Annotated in this window: 17 protein-coding genes; 4 read left to right on the top strand and 13 right to left on the bottom strand. The window is 34.0% G+C overall.

From position 1 onward, the window contains the following. Nucleotides 1-46 precede the first annotated feature (46 nt). From OZP15_RS07305 to OZP15_RS07280, 6 genes are all read right to left on the bottom strand, one after another. A complete protein-coding gene (locus OZP15_RS07305) occupies nt 47-583 on the bottom strand; it encodes a hypothetical protein (protein ID WP_269227796.1) in 537 nt (178 codons plus the stop codon). A 21-nt stretch (nt 584-604) separates the two neighbouring features. Next, nucleotides 605-1813, bottom strand: a complete 1209-nt coding sequence (locus OZP15_RS07300; RefSeq protein WP_269227795.1) for a tetratricopeptide repeat protein — start codon at nt 1811-1813, stop codon at nt 605-607. Nucleotides 1814-1984: 171 nt separating this feature from the next. Further along, nucleotides 1985-2662 carry a metal-dependent hydrolase gene (locus tag OZP15_RS07295; RefSeq protein ID WP_269227794.1) on the bottom strand — a complete coding sequence of 226 codons (678 nt, stop codon included), beginning with the start codon at nt 2660-2662 and terminating at the stop codon, nt 1985-1987. Nucleotides 2663-2745: 83 nt separating this feature from the next. Beyond that, a complete protein-coding gene (locus tag OZP15_RS07290; RefSeq protein WP_269227793.1) occupies nt 2746-3189 on the bottom strand; it encodes a hypothetical protein in 444 nt (147 codons plus the stop codon). A 47-nt stretch (nt 3190-3236) separates the two neighbouring features. Continuing rightward, nucleotides 3237-4196 (bottom strand): 1,4-dihydroxy-2-naphthoate octaprenyltransferase, encoded by a 960-nt coding sequence (menA, locus tag OZP15_RS07285; protein WP_269227792.1) that lies wholly within the window; start codon nt 4194-4196, stop codon nt 3237-3239. Between the two features lie 76 nt (nt 4197-4272). Then, nucleotides 4273-5142 (bottom strand): 1,4-dihydroxy-2-naphthoyl-CoA synthase, encoded by an 870-nt coding sequence (locus OZP15_RS07280; protein ID WP_281337474.1) that lies wholly within the window; start codon nt 5140-5142, stop codon nt 4273-4275. Between the two features lie 211 nt (nt 5143-5353). Between OZP15_RS07280 and OZP15_RS07275 the strand changes: the two genes are divergently transcribed. After that, entirely contained in the window at nt 5354-6163 is an 810-nt protein-coding gene (locus tag OZP15_RS07275) for a DUF3943 domain-containing protein (RefSeq protein ID WP_281337410.1), read from the top strand. A 6-nt stretch (nt 6164-6169) separates the two neighbouring features. Here the strand turns inward: OZP15_RS07275 and OZP15_RS07270 are convergent, their stop codons facing one another. The 4 genes from OZP15_RS07270 to OZP15_RS07255 form a co-directional block, all read right to left on the bottom strand. Next, on the bottom strand, nt 6170-6928 hold the full coding sequence (locus OZP15_RS07270) for a sensor histidine kinase (protein ID WP_269227789.1): 759 nt from the start codon (nt 6926-6928) through the stop codon (nt 6170-6172). A gap of 294 nt (nt 6929-7222) precedes the next feature. Beyond that, nucleotides 7223-7867 carry a response regulator transcription factor gene (locus OZP15_RS07265; protein WP_269227788.1) on the bottom strand — a complete coding sequence of 215 codons (645 nt, stop codon included), beginning with the start codon at nt 7865-7867 and terminating at the stop codon, nt 7223-7225. 26 nt (nt 7868-7893) lie between these two features. Next, nucleotides 7894-9627, bottom strand: coding sequence for a sensor histidine kinase (locus tag OZP15_RS07260; RefSeq protein WP_269227787.1), 1734 nt, complete (start codon nt 9625-9627; stop codon nt 7894-7896). A 456-nt stretch (nt 9628-10083) separates the two neighbouring features. After that, nucleotides 10084-10938, bottom strand: coding sequence for a CvfB family protein (locus tag OZP15_RS07255; RefSeq protein ID WP_281337409.1), 855 nt, complete (start codon nt 10936-10938; stop codon nt 10084-10086). A gap of 258 nt (nt 10939-11196) precedes the next feature. On the opposite strand from OZP15_RS07255, the gene OZP15_RS07250 reads away from it, so the two are divergent. From OZP15_RS07250 to OZP15_RS07240, 3 genes are all read left to right on the top strand, one after another. Next, the gene (locus OZP15_RS07250; RefSeq protein WP_281337408.1) at nt 11197-15585 is read left to right on the top strand and encodes a PKD domain-containing protein; all 4389 of its coding nucleotides are present in this window, start codon (nt 11197-11199) and stop codon (nt 15583-15585) included. 16 nt (nt 15586-15601) lie between these two features. Next, complete coding sequence (locus OZP15_RS07245; protein WP_269227783.1) at nt 15602-16603, top strand: PorP/SprF family type IX secretion system membrane protein; 1002 nt, start codon at nt 15602-15604, stop codon at nt 16601-16603. Nucleotides 16604-16809: 206 nt separating this feature from the next. Further along, nucleotides 16810-18042, top strand: a complete 1233-nt coding sequence (locus OZP15_RS07240; protein WP_269227782.1) for an MFS transporter — start codon at nt 16810-16812, stop codon at nt 18040-18042. A 12-nt stretch (nt 18043-18054) separates the two neighbouring features. Here the strand turns inward: OZP15_RS07240 and OZP15_RS07235 are convergent, their stop codons facing one another. Genes OZP15_RS07235 through OZP15_RS07225 form a run of 3 tightly spaced genes read right to left on the bottom strand, consistent with a single transcriptional unit; the run spans nt 18055 to nt 24280 of the window. Beyond that, nucleotides 18055-20463, bottom strand: a complete 2409-nt coding sequence (locus OZP15_RS07235) for a glycoside hydrolase family 95 protein (RefSeq protein ID WP_281337407.1) — start codon at nt 20461-20463, stop codon at nt 18055-18057. A gap of 38 nt (nt 20464-20501) precedes the next feature. Continuing rightward, complete coding sequence (locus tag OZP15_RS07230) at nt 20502-22013, bottom strand: cellulase family glycosylhydrolase (protein WP_281337406.1); 1512 nt, start codon at nt 22011-22013, stop codon at nt 20502-20504. Nucleotides 22014-22054: 41 nt separating this feature from the next. Then, a complete protein-coding gene (locus OZP15_RS07225; protein ID WP_281337405.1) occupies nt 22055-24280 on the bottom strand; it encodes a glycoside hydrolase family 3 C-terminal domain-containing protein in 2226 nt (741 codons plus the stop codon). Nucleotides 24281-24288 lie beyond the last annotated feature (8 nt).

Below are 24288 nucleotides of genomic sequence, written 5' to 3'. Positions count from 1 at the left end.
GAAAACGAAGCAATCACATCAGTTGCTCTTATCATTTGACTAATTTTTAATCAATTCTATTAGTTTTTTCTTGATTATAATTTTGCTCTGTAATTAATTTAATTTTATAGATAAATTCCTCGTTTTCATCAAATATAGATTTTCGAAAAGTTGAATCAATAATCTTATTATCAGAATATGTAATCATCAACTTTTGTTTAGGAAAAACAACAAAAATAGTATCAAAATGTTTTTCATAAACACCATTACTAAAACTATTCACATCAGGAATTACTAGCCTTAAAACAAATTTTTTAATCGAACCTGTCTTTAAATCAAAATAAACTTTCCTTTCAACAAACCCAGATTCTGGTTCATGTCTAAATTTTAAATATTTAAGTTTAGATTTCACAAAGTATGATTCTTGCGGAACCAAACCGTCGTATAAGTAATTAAAATATTCAGCTTTGTCTTTGGAAATAGAATCTGAAAATTCTGTTTCTAAATCAATTTCTATTTTTTCATTAGATGAATTTTTACAACTAATTAAAATTGCAAAAACCATAATTGGTATAAAATATAATTTTGATATGTTAACTTTCATATATTAATACAGAATAATTTACTAATCCTCCAACAACCTCAATACTCTGTCAAAATCGCCACTCGGTAATCCTGCTTTCTTGAAAATTTCGAAATCCTGTTTTACTTTTTGAGTCCAACTAATGCTATCGGTTACATTTTGGGATTGGTATTTTTTATAAATCGTTTTGGCCGATTTAAAATCATTATCCATTAAATAAGCGTGCGCTAAATTCATTTGTATCAACAACTCTGAATCGTCCTGTTTTTCGCCTGATTTAAGTGATTTAATAGCTTTTGCATATTGTTTAGTCATTAAATAAGCGTAACCCAAATTGTTGAAATCAGTAGCATTCGCTTTTCCATTGACCACAACAACACTTAATTTATTGATTGCTTCGCCATATTTGCCTTGTTTTGCCAAATCTCTAGCTTGGTTGCGCAAATCCAAATTAGTCTCGCTCGAAGTCCCAATTTCATTGTAACAAACATTCCCAAAATCTTTGTAAGCCTTTGATTTTTCGACTGCCAATAGTTTTTCAAATTCCTGAAACTTGTACTCCTTTTGCATTTTATTCAAGATACAAACACAAAAATCATCGGAATTGATAATTTTCTTCGCCAAATCAGAAGTTTTACATTGGTTGATAATGAATTTTCGGTTTTCTAATGTCCAACCGCTACTCAAACGACTGTTTACCCAAGGCACAACTTCTAGAACAATTTTTTGGTTCATAATCCAATTTTTGCTTTCGAAACCAAACCACATCGTAGTAGAACTCGATGACAAACACAAAGATTTATCTATCGAAAGTCTTTTGGCATCTTTACTAACGGCTTCTTCTTGTTCTAAACAAGCCTTTTCGGTAGTGCCGTTTTTTTTGTATTGAGCTGCCAAATCTGCATTCGAAAAAATAGCGTATTTGCATTTGTCATCTCCCGAAATTTTGGATAATAACAAAACTGCCCCAGCCGAACCTTGACTAATTCCAGACGGATCTGGAATGGCTTTCAAGACCGAAACCAAACTACTCGCCATTTGTTGGTTTTCATCCAAAAGTGTTATTCTAAAAACAACTTCCGTAGTTCCTACTGGCAAATCATCGGTTTTAATGACAATTCTCTCTCTTGCCGAAACCACAACTTCTTTTTTGAAAGCTCTTTCTTTGTCCCAATAACCGTCTTTTTGAGCAAAAACAACATTGGATAAAATGCTAATGAATAGCACCAAAAATAATTTATTGAAATTCATTTTGATAAGTATTGATAATCTAAATAAAGGAATTCATTTCCACAAATATGAGAACACGACAACAATTATTAAAAATGCCACAGATTTCACAGATTAAAAAGATTTTCTAATTATGTGGCGAATTAATCTGTGCTAATCTGTGAAATCTGTGGCAAAAAAATTAAATCTTTATTACAATTCAATGCTTTCGCCAATATTGAGCAGCATTAAATCTTTTCCTTTATTGAAAAATTGACGAATGGATTCTTCGTGATTGATTTCGATGTAACCAAAAGTATCATAATGATATCCTAATATTTTATCGCATTCTACAAAATCTGAAGCAAGAATAGCGTCTTCCACATCCATGGTGAAGTTGTCACCAATTGGCAAAATTGCTAAATCGAGTTTGGTTCGCATCGGAATTAATTTCATATCCATAGTCAAAGCCGTGTCGCCAGCGATATAAATATTTTTGTGTTCGCCTTCGATAACAAAACCTCCTGGATTACCGCCATTGATACCGTCAGGAAAAGAACTAGAGTGAATAGCGTTTACATATTTTACTTTTCCAAAATCGAAATTCCAGCTTCCACCGTGATTCATTGGGTGCGAATTAAACCCTTTCGTTCCATAATAAGTAGCGATTTCTGCATTCGAAACAATGGTAGCTCCTGTGCGTTTGGCAATACTTTCTACATCCAAAATATGATCGCCGTGAGCATGAGTCAACAAAATATAATCCGCTTTTAGGTCGTCAATATTGATATGAGAAGCATTGGGATTAGCAGAAATATAAGGATCTACAATAATATTTTTCCCTCCCACTTCGATGCCTAAAGAGGCGTGTCCGTAAAATGTAATTTTCATTTTTTTTTATTTTTTAAGTGATTAGTTTTAAATAGCAATTTGAAAGTATTAAGAAAGAGGTATATTTAATTTAGCTATATTGTTTAATTAGAATTACTTATTTTATTAAACATTATACTTAATATCACTAAAATGGGTAATGCAAGCCAAGCAGTAAATATTAATTCTAATCCATTTTGTTCATCACTTTCATAACATAATGTGTTACTATTTGAGAATAAACTTCCAAAACTTGATTGGATACAAACATATTCAATCAAATTAAATAGAATCAATTTTGTTTTTAAAGTTTTCAATTTTTCTTTAGAAATGTTTCTTATATAATTCGCAAAAATAATGGGTAAAAATATTGCAAAAATTGCAGTTAAACTCCATATTATTTTCCATGAAATTGAACATTCTATTCCACTTAAACTTAACAAATATTGAGTACCAATTAATCCAAACACAGTAAATCCAGGAATAAAAAACCCAATAATAGAAAAAACAATTGTTGGTTTTAAAAAGTCAAATTTTACGTTTTCCAATTATATAATTTATTAGTTATCTTACTAGCAACATTATTATTTTCAATTTACCTTCCTCCCAAAAAGACATTCACGACAATATCCTGAATTAACGAAACCATACACAATGCCAAAAGTATGGAAAGTGCAAAAGTACTTAATGCTAATTTTTTTAATTCAGGATCTAATAGTCTTGGCTCTTGATTTTTACGAACAGTACTTAAATGTTTGATTAAAGGAATATAAGCCAATACAAATAGATATTGATCTAAACGATATTCGCTTAAAATGGCAAAAAGCAACACCAAAACCATTGCCGAAACAATAAGGAAATAATGATATTTTTTGGCTTTGACTCCACCAATTTGAACTACAATGGTGTTTTTATTCGATTTTCTGTCGGATGCTTCGTCTCGCATATTGTTTAGATTCAAAACCCCTACACTCAATAATCCGATGGCGGTGGCGGGCAAGAAAAGGTTAAAATCCAACTGTTTGGAATACAAAAAATTCACTCCCAAAGTGCTGACCAAACCAAAGAATACAAAAACAAATACATCGCCATAACCACGGTAACCGTAAGCTGAATTACCTACAGTATAACGAATCGCCGAAGCTATAGCTAAAATTCCTAAAACCAAATAGAATAAGGAATACACAATATTAGTTTGTCCAAAGGCAAAATAAATCAGCGCAATTGCCGACAATAAAGTTAGTATTGACGTAATTACAATGGCGCGTTTCATAGCTTGTGGCGTAATCACTCCACTCTGAATGGCACGTTGTGGACCAACTCTATCGGCATTATCTGTTCCTTTTACGCCATCGCCATAATCATTGGCAAAATTGGATAAAATTTGTAATCCCAAAGTGGTCAACATTGCCAAACCAAATATTTTCCAACTGAAAACATCTGTTGGCGTATCAATAGCATCTGTAGGTCGGAGCGCATACATACTGCCCACAATTATGCCCGAAACCGATAAGGGTAAGGTTCTTAATCGTGCGGCTTCAATCCAATGTTTCATTTCTTATGTTTATTTGTTTAATCGTTTATTTGGTAATTTGTATCTGCAAACTGCTACTGAACACTGCCAACTAAATTTACGGTAACCATTTTTTTTCGAAATTCGGTTTTCTCTTTTCAAGGAAAGCGTTTCTTCCTTCTTTGGCTTCTTCAGTCATATAGGCTAATCTTGTGGCTTCACCAGCAAAAACCTGTTGACCTACCATTCCGTCATCTGTTAAATTCATGGCGAATTTTAGCATTTTGATGGATGTTGGTGATTTTTGCAAAATTTCCTGTGCCCATTCGTAAGCGGTGTCTTCTAACTCTGCGTGCGGAATAACGGCATTGACCATTCCCATTTCGAAAGCATCTTGAGCAGAATAATTTCTTCCAAGAAAGAAAATCTCACGAGCTTTTTTCTGTCCGACCATTTTTGCTAAATAAGCCGATCCATAACCACCGTCAAAACTAGTTACATCGGCATCAGTTTGTTTAAAAATGGCGTGTTCTTTACTGGCCAACGTCATATCGCAAACGACGTGTAAACTGTGTCCACCGCCAACAGCCCAACCAGGAACTACAGCAATAACTACTTTTGGCATAAAACGAATCAATCGTTGCACTTCGAGAATATTCAAACGATGTTGACCATCATCACCCACATAACCTTGATGACCACGAGCGTTTTGATCGCCACCACTACAAAAAGAGTAAATCCCATCTTTGCTCGAAGGACCTTCTGCTGAAAGCAAAACCACTCCTATTGAAGTATCTTCTTGGGCATCGTAAAAAGCATTATACAATTCCGAAGTTGTTTTTGGGCGGAAAGCATTTCTCACATCAGGGCGATTGAACGCTATTCTAGCGACACCATTACATTTTTTATAAGTTATATCTTCGTACTCCTTTACGGTAATCCAATCCATTCTATTCGTTTTAAATTTAGCTGTGTAAAAATAGACGATTTTTTACATTTTTATACTATATCCGAAATTAAATCAATTGGGATTTTTTAACAAAAATTTCCGTAAAATTTTATATATGACTACATTTGGCGTCGATAATTTTAAAACCAAAGAATATTAAAAAATTTTCCTGCTGCTTTTTTAGTTTTATGCTATTCTAAAGTCAGTTTTTTCAATTTTGCCCTTCATTATGATTCGAACTTTTATCTTTTTGTTACTCCTTATTTGTACACCTTCTTTTGCCGAAGATACTTTGGTATTATCATCTAGTACAAGCGTTATAGATAGTACTCTAGTCAGTTCGAACGAAACTATAATTGTATTAGATACTAATAAAATAGTTGACGATTCTTTTGTTTCAATCCAAAAAAAAGACAGTTTAGCAGCCTACCCACCACAATTTAAAGATTATAGAAGATTGGGTTACAATACTGGCATATTTGCTGGTGCTGCTATCATTGGCTTTGGTGTACTTTGGGCTATGCCTGAAAGCGCAACGAATTGGGACAAAGAAGAAATGCGTAAAAAAGGAATTTTATGGAAATGGAAACAAAACGTAAAGGAAGGACCAGTTTGGGATAAAGACGACTGGGTTTTGAATTGGGTAACCCATCCTTATTGCGGAGGAGTTTACTATATGACAGCCCGAAGTAGCGGCTTTAATCGATTAGAATCATTTGGTTATTCGGCTCTAATGTCCACTTTTTTTTGGGAATACGGTATCGAATCTTTTGCAGAGGTTCCTTCTGTGCAAGACCTTATTATTACTCCAGTGGTAGGTTCTGTAGTTGGCGAAGGATTTTTCTATGCCAAAAAATCAATTGTAAGGCACAATCACAAAATATTAAAATCAAAAATTTTAGGATATACTGCTTTGATGTTGATGGATCCTTTTAACACAATTCTGGATAGATTTGGATACAAAGAAAGAGTAAAAACTCAAATGAATTTTGCTCCTGTTGGAGTAAATCAGTTTTCGAAAACACCTGTTTGGGGCGTAAGTTTTTCGGCTAGTTTTTAATTTTTTTTAGTCTGAAAAAATAATTTTAAATGTACTTCCTACTCCTACTTTACTTTCAACCGTTATTTTTCCATTCATAGCTTCGACTTGATTTTTGGTAATATACAAGCCTATTCCATTTGCTTTTTCGTGTTTGTGAAAGGTTTTATACATTCCAAATAATAAATCACCATATTTTTCTAGGTCAATCCCCAAACCATTGTCTTTAATGGTTAATACTTTCTTACCGTTTTCTATAAAAAAATTAAACTCAATTATAGGAAATCTATCGGGATGAGCATATTTTATGGCATTTGTACTGAAATTCAAAAGAATACTTTCGAGATAAGCAGGGTTAAAATTAATAACAGTTTCCTTGGCTACATTGTTGATGATAATAGCTTTGTTATCATGGTCATGATTATTGATTATATTTTTGTTTTTTTCGATAAATAGATTCAAATCCAAGGGTTCTTTGCAAACATTCAAGTTGTTTTGGACATGAACTATTTGAGCTAAATTAGCAATTGTTTCATTCAAATCGTTTGAAACCATTCGCAAATAACTTAAAGCTTCTGAATTTTCTAATTGTTTTTCATCTGAATCAATCATATCCAAAAGTCCTTTGATATTGCCAGCATGTGAATTCAAATTATGAGAAACGATATAAGAAAAATTAACCAATCTTTGATTGTATTCACTTTGGGCTTCTATCATTTCTAACAATTTCTTGTAATTTTTATTTGTAATTTCCTTATTTTCAATATTATAAAAATCTATTATCATACTGTTTTTAGTTTTAGAATAAAATTTTAATCGCTTTTGTGAAATAAGCTAAAAATGAAAAATTTAGTAAAAATTTCTTTCTTTAACATTGCAATAAAACGCTATCCTCATTGGTTGTATTACAAATATACCCCCAACAAAACCAACTATTCGTAGAACATACAACAAGGATTAGTAGAATTGTATCTACAGAAAAAACTTAAAAAAAAATAATTGATTCCTATTTATAAGTATCTAAATAGAAAAGGATTTTTCAGACTGATAAGAATGTTGAAAGCAAGAGTAAAAATAATTTCAATCTTCGAAATACAAATGAAAAATTTCTATCAATGAAGCGAGATTGTCAATTTCTAATTTTTCGAAAATTCTATTTTTAAAGGTACTTACGGTAGTTTTTTTTACTTGTAAAAGCTCGGATATTTCTAGGTTTCCATATCCCTTGATTAGCAATCTGGCCACTTCAACTTCTCGGTTTGATAATTGCTCCAAAGGATTAATAGGGGTTTTGGAAATATAAGAATCTAGAATTCGATCTTTTATTTTTTGGGTAATATATTTTCCAGATACAAACATGCTTTGCAGTGCTTGTTTCATTTCCTCTTCTGAACTTCCTTTGTTCAAGTAACCTGAAGCTCCGGCATTCAAATAACGCATGGCATAAATATCTTCATCATAGCCTGAAAATATTAAAATTTTGATTTTGGGTTGAATATTTTTTACATCAGCAATAATGTTTAAACTATTGCCATCCGGAAAATTGATGTCTAAAACCAATAAATCAATTGGGGTTTCGTTCAGTATTTTGAAAGTATCTTTAAAACTTCCTGCTTGATAAATAATAGGATTTTGAAAAAGTTCTTTAATTAATAAAGAAACCCCTTGCCTTACTACAATATGGTCGTCGGCAATTAAAAAACTATGTTTATTTGATGATTTCATTTTACTAATTCTTGGTTTTATTTTTGTTAGACTTGGCTTACTATCAAATTAAAAATCACCTGCGTCCCCTTGTTCTCTTGACTTTTTACTTCGATTTCGCCATCAAATAATTCTACAATTTCTTTGCAAAGATTTAATCCTAAACCAACTCCCAAATTATTTACTTTACCCGAAACTGTTCCTTGATAGTAAGCTTCAAATAAATTTTTCAAATCATTTTGAGCAATCCCTAATCCGTTGTCTTTGATGGTTACTTTCAAATTCATTTCGAATTCGGATAGCGTTTCTATAACAACTTGAATTGCTATTAATCCATTTTCTGTAAACTTATTGGCATTACCAATTATATTATAGAAAAGTTGGTGAATTTTTGTAGCATCTGAATATACTTCACAATCGGGTTCTAAATTAGAAACCAGTTCCATTTTATTTCCTTTAACCTCTAATAAAGGTGTAAGTGAATAAATAATTGATTCGATTTCTTTCTTTAAATTGATATTTTTGTTTTTCAATTTCGGTTTGTGGTTTTCATCTTTCGAATACTCTAAAATTTGATTAGACAAAAGAATTAGCGAATTGGTTGTAAACAGAATCGATTTGAACGTTTCTTTTATGTCTGAATCTTTAACAGTAGCCACTAATTTTTGGCTGTAAATGGAAATTATATTCAAGGGTGAACGAATTTCATGACTTATCATGCCCACAATTCTATTTTTAAAAGCAAGACTTTGACGAATTTGATTTTGAGCAACTACAAGTTTTTTCTCGTATTCAAAAGCCATTCGGGTAAAACTAAAAAGTATGATGGAGATAACAAACATCAGTAATATCAGTATAATTATCGCGCTATCTTTGATGGTTTTATTCGTTTTATATTCTTCTTTTAAATACGTTTTATTATTTAATTGAAGTACATTATCTAATTTACCATAACTAGACAATACACTTTGACCTTTGCTTAACAATTCACTATTAATTTTCCTTAATTTCAAGTCTTTATCTCTTAAATCAAGAAATTTTTTATTCAAATTATTGAACTCATTTTCGTAATATCTATTACTCATCAAGAAAACATTTTTGATTTGTTGTTCGATAGATCCAGACGAAACTTTGTCTTTGTATTGCATGGTCACAATGGTGTTCAAGCGCTCTTTTTGAATGCGATACTTTCCTGTAAACGCATCTCCTAATCTCGAAATCAATCCATATCGAGTTACACTATCTACTTTTATATAAGTCTCGGTTTTGACGCTGTCTAAAATTTTCTTGTATCCAAACTTGTTGAATTTAAAAATTTCAGAAACATCATCATGTCCCGTTCCTATTTGCTTGTCGATAATAGAATCGATAGCTGTTTTTAGAGCTAAAATATCGGCTTCAGTTTGTTTTTTATCACCCAATATTCTTTTAAAACTCTCATTTTCGTTAGAAACCAAACGCAAACTATCCATCAAACCACTAATTTCGCTCAAGCTTGTCGTGTACTTTTTCAAAGAATTTTCATCTCTATGATTGAAATAATCATTAAAATACTGTTGCGATTGAATCAAAGAATTATTAGCCCGATTCGAATACTTTTCAATTTCATTAGATGTTGCCATCTGATCAAATGCTTTAGAAATTTGAGAATCATTGTACCAAATTACTCCAGCTATAACTTGTAAAAGAATAATACATGCCAACAAAGAAAAATGAATTATTTTTCTGTTTTTAATCCTTTTAAAATCAAAAGTATTCCCTGTAAAATGTTTTTTAATCAAAATTATTTTTTTTTTAAACTAAAGTTAATGAATTAAAATAAATCCAAGAAGCTAAATGATATTTAATATTCAGACAAAGCCAATAAAATCTGCTATTTTGTCTGCTTACTAATCGCTACTTTATTATAATTACTCATTGGCTATTATGAATAATTCTCACATTAAAAAAAGACAAAAGAAATTTGGGGAAAGTCTTTTAAAAAAAATTAACTCAATATCTAAATAGAGAATTACACTGTAAATATAACCAGCCTGAACCCTATTTTATGTAGAACTACTTACTAATAGATGTAGAATTAATTCTACACCTATTTAGCAATTTTAGAAATAAAACCAATGATTTAAAAGCCTCTTTTTTAAATCATTGAGGGGTTCTTAAAAAAAAACCACAAACCAACACCCGTATTTGAGGCGTCAGTTTGTGGAATTATATGCAATTCTAAAAACTACTTAAATTTATTCTTTGACCAAATAAATTCCGTCTTCTTTAATTTCTATACGTTTTTCTCTGTACAAAGCTCCAATGGCTTTCTTGAAGGTTTTCTTACTCATTTTTAAGACTGTTTTAATGTCTTCAGGATGCGAATTATCGGTTAATCGTAAAAAACCACGACTGGCACGAAGTTCATCCAGTATTTTCTCTGCATTGGGCTCAATATTTTGATAGCCTTGAATTTGCAAAGCCACATCTATTTTATTATCAGGGCGAATGTTTTTGATGTAACCACGCATTCTATCTCCTGTTCGAATAGCGTCGTCATAAACCTCATCTTTATACAACAAACCTTTGTGTTGCTCATTGATGATAACATTGATACCCAATTCGGTAATATGCGAAACGATTAAATCTACTTCTTCTCCTTTTTCAACCGTTAGATGATCATTTTTCAAAAACTGATTGGTTTTGCTGGATGCTACTAAACGTTTTGTTTTTTCGTCTATGTAAAGGTAAACCAAATAGCGTTTTCCTTTTTCCATCGGTCGAGCTTGCTCTTTGAACGGCACTAGAATATCTTTTTCCATTCCCCAATCCATAAAAGCCCCCACTTGGTTGACATAATTGACACGTAAAAGTGCAAATTCATTCAACAAAATATAAGGCTCCAATGTGGTAGCAACTGGTCGTTCTTCGTGGTCTAAATATACAAAGACAATAATTTCTTCGCCTATTTCCCATTCGTTAGGGACGTATTTATTGGGTAAAAGTATGTCGTGAATTCCTTCAGGATCTTTTTCGGGATTTCCTAAAAATAATCCCACTTTGGTATCACGTAATATGGTAAGTGTGTTGTATTTTCCTATTTCAATCATTTTCTTGTATTTTCTTGTGGCGCAAAGGTACGAAGTTTGAAAATACCAACGTGAGGAAAGACTCCACAATAAATAGAACTATGTTTTAATTTTCTATACTAGACCTTTCATATTCTCTCCAAAACAACTCAAAAACCATTTATTTTTTGTGATCTCATAACCTTTTATTTATAATTTGAAAAAAAAGCAATATTTGTAATTATTTTGTAATATTATATACATACTTTTACGAGCCTAATTAAAGATTTATATACCATTATGAGGAAACTTTTTTTTCTGACCCATAGCTTATTATTAATAGTAACTACTTCTATTTATGCCTTTAGCAGTAAAGAAATAACTTCAAACTATACAAGTTATAAAACAATAGTTCTAGCTCCAAATGTTGACTTTAATTATAATAATAGTGGAACTTGCTCTGGAACACCAATTACTTTTACGCCAGTAGTTAGTGGTGATGCACCCTTTAAGTATCAATGGGATTTTGGCGACGGAACAACTTCTATCAATAGTAATCCAACACATTCGTTCACTGCACTGGGCTGTGGCTTTCAAAACTTTACTGTAAAATTAATTGTTACCGATGCTAATGGAGCAACAAATTCTGTGACCAAAGTAATTTCAGTTCAACAAAAACCCGACTTAAAGTTCGTCAACTTAAATGCACCTGCAGGCTCAACTGCTCCTTTTGAAAAATGCGGAGATAATAATTCCGATTCTAAATACACAGTCAATATAGGAAATAGTTCTAGTTCCATTTCTTGTATTACTTCTTATAATGTAGATTGGGGCGATGGTAGTTCTGAAACTAATGTAAGCTTCCCTAGAGCACATACTTATAATCAATTAGGATCTTTCAATATGACAATTACTGGAATAGGTAGTAGCAGTTGTAATAACACTGTTACTTATGTCATCAAAAATTCTAATAATCCAATTGGTGCTCTTATTGCTCCTGGGAATACAACTAATTTATGTACTCCAGTTCCTCCAATGGAATTTGCTATAGGATCATGGTCAAGAAATCCATCGGACACAAGATACCAAGTAAATTATGGAGACGGCACAATTGTAAGTTACACACAAGCGCAATTAGAAAGTTCGCCGTATTATAATTCAGTGAATCCTCCAGCTTCTCAAAACTTCCCTATTCCTCATACTTTTACCCGTTTCAACTGTCCGTCTGGAAATACTGTAAGCTTAACAATAACCACCTCTTGCGGAAGTACTTATCTTACAGCAGGTCCTATTATTATTTTGGATGTACCTACGATAAGTTTTAACGTGAATAATATTGTTTGCGCTAACACATCTGTTTACTTCAATAATACAACCATAGCTGGTTACACCAATGATTGCAGTACTTTTAATGTTTATACTTGGGATTTTGGAGACGGAAGTCCCGTATCTAGACAAGTAAACCCAAGTCACGTTTATACCACACCAGGTACTTATACCATTCGATTATCGGCTCAAACTCCTTGCGGAATTGGAACTTCTACTACAAGAACAATATGTGTAGAACCTATATTGCAGCCTAATTTTACTTTTGGCAATGCTTGTGCTTCTTCCAATGTTGAAATGACCAATACCACCGACACCCGTTTAAGCTGTGGAACCGAAAGCTATTATTGGGAAGTGATTCAATATTATGAAGGTTTTTGTGGTAAAGAAACTATTACAGGAACCGGAAGAGGACAATGGAATTTTGTTAATGGAACAAATTATTACTCTAAAAGTCCTGTTTTTAATTTTGTACTTCCAGGCACCTACTATGTTCGACTTACTACTCGAAATTCATGTGGAATTGACCGATCAATTACCAAAACCATAGATGTTAAAAAACCACCTGTTACTACTTTAGATCCTATTTCGGATTTTTGTAATTCGGCAACCATCAGACCTGTGGGAAAAGTGACCGAAACTTGCTCACCTTCTTCAGAAATAAGTTATTTATGGAGTTTTCCTGGCGGAACACCTTCTAGTTCTACCGCTCTTGATCCTGGTCCAATTGATTATACTGTAAGTGGTAACTATCAAGCGACTTTTAGTGTTACCAATAGTTGCGGCACAACTACCAAAACGGCCAATTTCTCTGTAGATTTAGTACTTTCTCCAATTATAAAACCAAAGGTCTTGAAAATGTGTAGTGGCGATTCTTTTCAGGTTACGCCCGTTACAAATGGAACAGACAACGTGCCTGCTGGAACAACTTATATTTGGTCAAATCCAATCGTTTCTCCTGCAGGAGCCATAAGCGGTGCTACAGCTCAAACTACTCCAAGAACAAACATTAGCCAAACTTTAACCAACCTAACCAATAATCCAGCTACAGTAACTTATACAGTTTCACCAATATCAGTAAGCTGCCCAGGGCCTAATTTTACCATTACCATAACTGTTGACCCATTAATAAAAGTTGCTTTGAATCAAAAAAACAGCACTTGTTTTGGTTCAAACGATGCTTCAATTGATATTACAGTAACAGGAGGAATTCCTTTTACAACTGGAAAACCCAACAATATATCTTGGACTGGTCCAAATGGTTTTACCAGTACAGATGAAGATATTTCGAACTTAAAACCTGGGACTTATAATTTAAGCATAAACGACAATGGCAATTGCCCTTTTACGAAAAGTTATTTCGTTAGTGAACCTGGTTTATTTCAATTTTCATCCAGCAAAAATGACATTAGCTGTTTTGGCTTAAACGATGGTAGAATTAATATAACCGCTTCTGGAGGAACTCAACCTTACAAATATGTTTGGAAAAAAGACGGAAATCCGTTTGCTACTACCGAAGACCTTTCTAATTTGAAGCCTGGAGTTTATGATGTAACCATTACAGAACTTAATAATTGTGGTGTCCTTACCGGTACCTATACTATTATAGAACCGCCATTATTAGAAGTTAGTCTTGTAAGCCAAGTAAATATTTTATGCTACGGTTATTTCACTGGAGAAATTGATATAAAAACCATTGGAGGAAGAGCTACCGAAACTTCACCAGGTGTTTTCAATTACAGATACAGCTGGACTGGCCCTAACGGATTTAGAAGCAATCTTCAAAATTTAAGAAATGTAGCCGCTGGAACTTATAATTTAACCGTAACCGACAATTCAGGCTGTACCGATCAACTGCAAGTTATTTTACTTCAAAACGATGAAATAAAATTAGATTATACCAAAACCGAAATTGCCTGTTACAATTATGCAGATGCTTCTATTACTATTAATAAAATTACGGGTGGAGTTCCTTTTGCAACTGGCGATCCATATCTTATAAAATGGAGTAATTTAGGTACAGGACTAGTACAAAATAATTTGACTGCAGGAACTTATACCATTACCATCACCGATTCTTTAGGTTGTCCAAAAGTATTTACAATAATTATAGACAATGCACCTGTTTTTACCATAAATCCTGATGTAAAACAAATTTCTTGCTTTGGCGAAAAAGATGCTTACATCCGATTGAACCTCATCGGTGGAAAAGCTCCCGTAAAATTGGTTTGGGATGATGATGCTACAGCAGGAATTGAAAGAAATAATTTAGGTCCTGGCAAATATACAGTAACCATTACTGATGCTAAATCGTGTAAAATAAAAGAAACCTTCAATATTATTGAACCTTTGTTATTAGAATTAAAAGCTGACGTTTCAAACCCTTTAAATTGTTTCAATGCCAATACTGGAGCTATTAATTTAGTAGTAACTGGCGGAACACAACCTTTTAAATACGCTTGGTCAAACGGTGCTACAACAGAAGATTTGGTGAATTTGACACCCGATAATTACACCGTAACCGTAACCGATGCCAATGGCTGCAAAAAATCGGAAACTTGGAAAATTACTCGATTCAAGCAACTGACTCCTACCATTGAAGTAAAAACTAATTTCGATTGCGAAACTAAATATGTACATCAAACCTTTATAGGCCACGTAGAAGGTGGTGTTCCTCCATACAAACTGAAATGGTCTGACGGAACCGTTACTGGAGTCAATAACGAGATTATGAACACCGAAAATAATGGGCTAGTAATTTTTAGCGTTACCGATAGTTTTGGTTGCGAAGCCAATATTCCTTACAATGTAGATACGCCTGTTTTAGGCAAAGCCAATTTCTCTACCACTTCCCATGGCAAAGAAGTATATGATTTATATTCTATCTACGATCCTGTTTTGTTTACCAATTTAGCCTCAGGAGATTTTACATCTGTAGCATGGGATTTTGGCGATGGTAATTTTTCAGATGAAATAAATCCAAAACATATTTATACCAGAGAAGGAACTTATACCATAAAACAAACTGTTACTTATCCTTTTGGATGTCAATATACCTATTTTACTACATTGATTCTAGAGAAAGGATACAGCTTGATGATGCCTAATGCCTTCACTCCCAACAATGATGGCATAAACGATTCATTTGCTCCTGTTTTTCTAGGTTTGACAAACATTACACTCGATGTTTACAATACTTGGGGAGCAGTTATCTATTCAGAAACTGGAGAAAACATAGGAGGTTGGCACGGAAAAGTAAAAGACATCAATGCCGAAAATGGAAATTATTATTTTAAAATTACGGCAAAAACTTTCTACAATCACACCATAACCGAAAAAGGAACATTTACATTACTAAAATAAAAGCAACCTCTTTACAATGAAATTCAGACTATTTATCATAATTATAAGCTGCTGCTTTTATTCTAAAACAAGAGCTCAAGATCCCGTTTTTACACAATATTTTTTAGTTCCCGAAACTCTAAATCCTGGTTTCTCTGGTTTTATGGAAACCACTTACACCGGAATTATTCACCGAGAACAATGGCCTGATTTAGATTTTAAAGTCACTACCGATTATGCTTTTGTTAATACTTGGAGCGAGGAAATGAATAGTAGTTTTGGAATTAGTGTCTTGAATCAAAGAGAAAATACAACAAACTATAATTTTGCACAAGTTAACGCCAATTATACCTATCGAGTAAGATTGAATGACGATTGGTATTTTAGACCCGCTATCGAAGCTGGTTTCGGACTAAAATCTTTTGCTTTTCAAAATTTATTATTGGAAGACCAAATCAATATCAGAACTGGTACAATTAATACTGGTTCGATTGACCCATTATTACTTAATGATAAAGTTAGTTTTTTTGATATTAGTGCAGGTATGGTTTTCAATACCGATGCACTATGGATTGGATTATCAATGAAACATCTCAACAAACCCAATATATCATTTGCAGCCAACGGAAATATTCCTTTAGACACTTTCTTTTCTTTAAGTACTGGTTATGAATTTCTATTGGCAGAATATATCGATGTTCAATTCTTTCCGTATGCTACAAAAATGTTTCTAACTTCTAATTATATGCAACAAGGGCGTTACAATAGACTAGATATTGGTACTTCTATCTTATTCGAAAAAATGTTTTTTGGCATTACAGCTGTTACCAATCCTGCCAAAAACAGCATTAACAGTCACCTCCTTACCTCTATCAATTTTTTTACAGGATTACAATACGAAAATTTAAGGCTAGGTCTTTCCTATGATGCCAATACTTCCAAAATTGGAAAAACTGGTGGAGCATACGAACTTTCTTTAACCTATCAATTCAACCTTGATGTAAAATGCTTTGGTTGCCCTAATTATACAGGAAGATAAATTGGGTTATCGCTTTTTTTTTTAGAAATTACAGAACCTTTTAAATTATAAATTGTTCAAGACAATTGCAAAAATAATGAAATAATAGAACTCTATTTCTACAAAAAAATCTTAATGCAAGTTGTTAAGAAGAAAGATTTTAAATACACTAGTCTATAATAAACCAAACCCTTTAATACCTTTGACAAAAGTTAATTCAGCATAAAATGAAAGATCAAACGTCAGCAATCCCATTTACAGCTTATCAGAAATTTGTAGTTTTTATACTCGCCATTACTCAATTTACAGTAATACTCGATTTTATGGTAATGTCTCCACTAGGCGATATGCTAATGAAATCGCTCGATTTAAAACCTTCTAATTTTGGTCTAGTCGTTTCGGCTTATGCTTTTAGTGCTGGAATTTCTGGATTGCTTACAGCTGGTTTTGCTGATAAATTCGACCGAAAAAAACTATTACTATTCTTTTACATTGGTTTCATTGGCGGAACAATCCTTTGCGGAGTGGTTACCTCCTATCCTTTACTACTCGCTGCCAGAATCGTTACTGGATTATTTGGTGGTGTAATTGGTTCTATATCGATGGCGATTATTGCTGACATTTTTACACTACAACAACGAGGACGAGTTATGGGTTTTGTCCAAATGGGTTTTGGAGCTAGTCAAATTTTAGGAATTCCAATTGGATTATACCTTGCCAATGCTTGGGGCTGGCACTCGCCTTTTTTATGGATAGCAGTAATGGCAGGAATTGTCGCTATAGCCATTGCCGTTAAGCTTCAACCCATTACTAAGCATTTAGCAATCAAACAAGAAAAATCAGCTTTTCTACACTTAATTCATACTATTGCTAATAAAGATTACCGCATCGGATTTACTTCTACCGCCTTACTTTCCATTGGTGGATTTATGATGATGCCTTTTGGTAGTGCATTTGCCATCAATAATTTAAAAATTACCGAACACGAATTGCCGATCATGTTTATGGTCGCAGGAATATCAACCTTAATAATTATGCCTGTCGTTGGAAAATTAAGTGACAAAATAGACAAGTTCAAAATATTCGCTTTTGCCTCTTTGTGGACAATGGTTATGGTTGCCGTTTACACGAATCTTGGCGTAACTCCTTTTTATTTAGTCCTAGTTTTCAACGTACTGATGATGGCTGGAATCATGAGCCGAATGGTACCTTCAACAGCATTAGTTACTTCCATTCCTGATATGCAGGATCGAGGTGCATTTATGAGTATCAATTCCTCATTACAACAAATAGCTGGGGGAATTGCAGCCGCTTTTGCTGGAACTATTGTGGTACAAAAAGACAAAATGAGTCCATTAGAACATTACGATACGCTAGGAATTATAATTTGCATGGTTTTAATACTTTCCTTAATACTCATGTATCGTGTAGATCAATTAGTCAAAAGAAAAGCCAAATAAAAAGCTGAATGATTACCAATTAACAACCAATTTTTGTCCTTTTTTCAAACTAATATTTTGTTTTTTATCTCCGCTAATCAAGGTTGTTTTTCCTCCTTTTTTAGAAAAAATAGTTACTTTTTTTAGTTCTTTAGAATTCCATTCCATCGCTATTTCAAATCCTCCTCTGGCACAAATTCCTTTTACCGTTCCGCTTTCCCAAGCATCGGGTAAAGCTGGTAGCAGTCGAATTTCTGTTTCATTCGATTGTACCAACATTTCAGCAACAGCGGCTGTTCCCCCAAAATTGCCATCAATTTGAAACGGTGGATGCGCATCCAATAAATTAGGATAAGTTCCTCCTCCTCGTCTTGATTTTTCCACTTTCTTTTTGTCTGGATCTACATAACGAAGCAATTCCCTATACATTTTGTAAGCTCGATTGCCGTCCCACAGTCTTGCCCAAAGATTAATACGCCAACCTTTTGACCAACCCGTGGTTTCGTCTCCTTTTATCTCCAAGGTTTTTCTGGAAGCTGCAGCCAAATCAGGAGTTTTTAGAGGTGTAATATGATCGCCTGGAAAAAGTCCAAATAATTGCGATTGATGACGGTGTTTCGGATCTTTGTCTTCCCAATCGAAATACCATTCTTGGAGATTTCCTTTTATTCCAATTTGATACGGATGTAATTTTGTCAAATCGGCTTCTAACTGGCTTATAAAATCGGCATCAACATTTAAAATTTTAGCCACTTTTATGGTTTTATCAAAACATTCTCGAATCATCGCCAAATCAGCTGTTCCTCCATATAGTGTTGCTCCAATAAAACCATCAGGAGTCCTGTATTGATTTTCAGGCGAAGTAGATGGAGCAGTAATTAAATTTCCATTTTTATCCGTTACCAACCAACCTCTGCAAAATTGAGCTGCTCCTTTCATCAACGGATAACCCTCATTTTTCAAGTATTTTTTATCTTGTGTAAAGATATAATGTTCCCAAATATGGGTACTCAACCAAGCTCCTGCCATTGGCCAACACGCCCACATTGGATCTTCTTTTCCAAATTGCCCTACAGGATTCGTCATCGCCCAAATATCGGAATTGTGTGCTGCCGACCAACCTTCACTAACTCCATAAAAAGTCTTGGCGGTCACTTTTCCTGTTACCGAAAGATTTTTGATGAAACTCAAAAGTGGAAGATGCAATTCCGAAAGATTAGTGTTTTCGGCCAACCAATAATTCTCTTCCAAATTGATATTCATCGTGTAATTCGAACTCCAAGGAGGATTCAAATGCGGATTCCAAAGTCCTTGTAAATTAGCTGGAACACCCAAAGTTCTGGAAATGCTAATAAGCAAATAACGCCCGAAATTAAAATACAAAATCTCTAAATTTTTATCTTCTTTTCCATCCGCATAACGCAACAATCGTTCGTCTGTTGGCAAATCGGGAGCAGTGGTTTTCCCTAAATCTAAACTCACCCGATTGTAGAATTTTTGGTAATCAGCAACATGATTGCTTTTTAATTTATCAAAAGATTTGGAAAAGGATTTGTTTAAATGAGTTGTAGCAATAGCTTTGTTATCCAATCCTTGTGTGGCTGGATTTTTGTCAAAACCATTGAAACTGGTAGCAATGGAAACATAAATTAAGGCTTCGGTTCCGTTCTGTAATCCTAAACTATTATTCGAACTTACAATGGTTCCTTCTGTGTTTTTTATTTTCATCAAAGTAGTGAATCGTGTTCCTATTTCTTTTTCTTTCAAAAATGCAGGTACAACTTCATAACCTTTATTCTCATGAATCGGTGCTACACCATTCATAGCAAGCACATTATTTTGAATTTCGGTTTTAAATTGTAATAAACTAGTCGAATTTATATCAAAACTCAAAGCTCCTTTTTGACTGCTGGTCAGTTTGATTACCATAATTTGATCAGGAGCTGAAACAAAATATTCTCGGGTAAATTTTACACCATCTATTTCATAGCTCACTTTAGAAACGGCATTAGAAATATCTAATTCTCTGTGATAATTCGACGCTTTTCCAGTATGATGATTATTGATTTCCATCGTTCCTAATGGTGCATAGGACTCGGAATTTTTACCTTGAATTTTCTTGTTCAGTTCTTCGGCTAGCTTGTAATTCTCGTTTTTTAAAGCCTCGCGAATGGCTGGAATATTTTTATAAGCTTCGGGATTCATATTAGCATTTACAGGCTCACCCGACCAAAGTGTAATGTCATTCAAATAAATTTTATCCGAATTGACACCGCCAAAAACGGTCGCTCCCATCTTTCCGTTTCCTAAAACTAGACTTTCTTCGAAAAATTCAGCGGGTTGTTTGTAGTTTAAAACATGATTGGATTGTGCCAGCAATTTTCCGCAAATAACAGAGCTGAAAACGGCGAGAAGTACTATTTTAATTGAGCTTGATTTCACTTTTTCGTTTTTAATTAATTCTATAAAAATAGTACATTTTATTTCAATCCATCGAGTAATGCAGTCAAAACTTGAGTATCATAAACCGTATTATTTGTTCTATTGAAAATTCCAAAACCATTATTTCCAAGGCTTCCTTCATCCCAATAAAAAGGCAATATTCCATTGGCTTTGGCTTGTTTTACTACGGTTTTCAAATAATAAGCTCTTGAATTCAAATGCAATGTTAAAGCATCGCCTGTCAGAGTAGTACGGCGAATTGCTCCAAATTCTCCCAATAAAACAGGAATTCCTTTGTCAACAAATTGCGTTTTCATGGACTTAAAAAGTTTTTCTAAATCGGCTTCTCCAAAACTAGCATTTCTTTGAGTGTCTGTTGCAGAAAGATAATTTGATCCCCAATAATAAGCCATTTTCCCCCAAGTTTCATCTTTGGTCAAACCTGCAAAATTCCATGGGCTATAATAATGAACCTCAACCATCATGCGATTGGCAACTTTATCTGTTGGCAAAGTGAGCATCAATTTATTGGTTTTTTCTATATCGGTTGTAGGTCCTTGAATGACTAAAATTCTGTTGGCATTTTTTCCGCCTGTAGAACGAACGGCATCAATAAATGTTTGATGATAGGAATTTAAAACTGCCATTTCGGTAGCATTTTCAACATTAGGTTCGTTAGCACCTGCAAAAAGTAAATGTTCATCAAAATCTCGCAAATGAGTCGCGATTTGTTCCCAAAACGCTTTTTGTTTGGCATTATTTTCTACTTTTTTGACTTCGGTACAATTGTTTTCTAACCAACCACCGTCCCAATGAATATTTAGCACCACATACATATCATTGTCCACACAATACTGAACTACTTCTTTCACTCGGTTAAGCCATTCCGTTTTAATTTTTGCGGTTGTAGTATTCTCTAAATTTTGATTCCATGAACAAGGTATTCTAACAGCATTAAACCCATTGGCTTTAACCAAATCAATTAAGGCTTTAGTTACTTTTGGATTGCCCCAAGCAGTTTCTCCACCAATTGCTTCAAGCGTATTTCCGATGTTCCAACCCAGCTTTATCTTTGCTGCTAATTGTGTTGCATTGCTAGTCATTCCGGTTGCATCAGCCGCAATGGGATTGGTATTATAACTTGGATACAAGGCTGTAACTGGAGGAACAACTACACCTGCTGCTTGGGTAAGTACAATATTGACCGCAGTCGTTTGTGTTGAATTCACTGTTAAAGTAGCAGTTCGAACTGTTGTGGTTGTATTGGCTAAAACTGTTACATTCACAATCGTTGTACCCGAGGCTCCTGAAATTTTGTTCAACTGAATCCAACTCGCATCTGGATTGGTAATTGTCCAAGCATCAACATTTGTTGTGATGGTAAAACTGGCACTGTTTCCTGCACTTAAAAAATTAAGGGAAGCTGCACTTACAGCAAGGGATTTATCCACAGTATTTTCAGAAGAAGAATCGCTGCTGCAAGCCATAATTCCAAAAAAAAGCGTACTGAATATAACTGTAAACACTTTATTTTTAATTGATTCAATCATTTTATTTAATCTATAAAATTAATAATTTGAAAAGTGTTTGATTACTTAATGATCACGACAACTTCTTGCTTAATATCTCTGGATGAGTTACCTATTTTGAGAGTATATTTTCCAGGCTCAACCGTCCATTTTTTGGTTTCAACATTATAATAAGCCAATTCTTTTACAGGAATATGAATTGGAACTATACAGGAATCTCCTGGCTTAACATCAACTTTCTGAAAACCTTTCAACTCTTGAGCCGCCCGAGAAATTTTCGAATCGGATTTAGAAGTATAGACTTGAACTACTTCTTTTCCTTCTACTTTACCAATGTTTTTAACAGTTACTGAAACTTGAATGGTTTCGTCTTCGGAATATATTTTTTTATCGGTTTTAACATTATTAAAAGCAAAACTAGTATAAGACAAACCATAACCAAAAGGATACAAAGGCGTAACTTTTTTGGTATCAAACCAACGGTAACCAACCAAAATTCCTTCTGAATAAGTCACCGATTTATCGCCAGGAAAACTATTGGTGGCATGAGCAGATGAATCTTCAATCTTATTAGGCATTGTCCATGGCAATTTTCCAGAAGGATTTACTTTTCCTAACAACACATCTGCCAAGGCATTTCCACCTTCGGAACCATTGAACCAAGACCAAATCAAAGTTGAAGTTTTTTTACTAACCGCATCAATGTCAAAAGGTGCTCCAGCGACCATGACCACAATCGTTCTCGGATTAACGGCTACAATTTTTTGGATTAATTCTTCTTGACCAAATGGTAATTTCAAACTGCTACGATCCGAAGCTTCGGTTTCATAATCACGATTCGAACCTGCAAAAACTATAGCTACATCGGAATTTTTAGCTGCTTCAATCGCTTCTTGCAATTTAGCAGCGTCCAATTGATCGATGGTTACAGGACCATTAGCCGTAATATTCCCGAGATTACCTTTGTTTTTTTTCTCATATCGCTCTAAATAGCCTTCGGCATAATTGATTTTGATGGAATTGGGTAACCTATTTTTCAAACCTTCTAAAGGTGTAATTTCTCTTTTGGTTTTTACACCTGCGCCAAATCCACCCAAGGCGTTTTTCTTGGTGGCATTATTTCCAATAACTGCAATTGTTTTTACTCCGTCCAATTGTAAAGGCAAAGCATTTTTTTCGTTTTTCAATAAAACTATCGATTCAGCAGCAATTTTGTAAGCATCTTGATAATGCGCTTCGGTGGCAATACTTCCTGTAATACGGTCTTTGCCGCCAATGGCTTTTACTTGAAACAGGACTTTTAAAATTCTTTTGACGTGAATATCAATTTCGGCTTCTGAAACCTCTCCTGCTTTTGCCGCAGCGATTAATTTATCGGCAAAGAAAAAATCCTTAAACGGTTTTGGTGTTCCCATTTCGATATCCAAACCATTTTTCAATGATTTTACTGTGCTATGAACCGCTGCCCAATCCGAAACTACAACGCCTTGGAATCCCCATTCGTCACGTAGAATTTTGTTTAACATATAATCGTTCTCACACAAATAATCACCTCTAAACTTGTTGTAAGCTCCCATGATACTGTAAGCATTCGCTTCTTTTACAGCGGCTTCAAAGGCTGGAAGATAAATTTCACGTAAGGTTCGTTCATCAATCAGCACATCCACAAAATCCCGATTGGTTTCCTGATTATTGGCTGCATAATGTTTGACACAAGCCATAACATCATTATTTTGTAATCCAACAATCAATGATACCGCCATTTTTTTGTTCAAAAAAGGATCTTCGGTCATGTATTCATAGGTTCTTCCTCCGAGTGGCGTTCTAACAATATTGATGGCTGGCGAAAGCAACATATCTTTATTTCTGGCACGCATTTCTTGTCCAATACTGCTTCCAAATAGACCCGCCAATCCAGTATCCCAAGTCGCAGCCAAAGCTCCTGCAGCAGGATAATAAGTAGCAAAATCATTAGTCCAACCCGCAGCCGACCAATTGTTTCTAGAAATTTCTTCCCGAACGCCCAAAGGACCATCCGCCATTTTTAGTTCTGGAATTCCCAATCGCTCGACACCACCAGAAGAAAACATAGTGTTACCGTGCAACATTCCAATTTTTTCTTCTAATGTCATTTGAGCTACTAACTTATCGATTTCGGTATCGTAGGTAGAACTTAATGATTTTGGAGTTTCTTGCAATTTTGTGCTTTTTACAGCTTGCGCATTCGAATGAAATCCTGCAAATGATAGGGATACAAAAAGAGACAATGTGATTATTTTATTTTTCATAATAAATT

The organism is Flavobacterium eburneipallidum (assembly GCF_027111355.2).
Classification (GTDB): Bacteria; Bacteroidota; Bacteroidia; order Flavobacteriales; family Flavobacteriaceae; genus Flavobacterium; species Flavobacterium eburneipallidum.
This window is presented reverse-complemented; position numbering and strand designations above follow the sequence as displayed.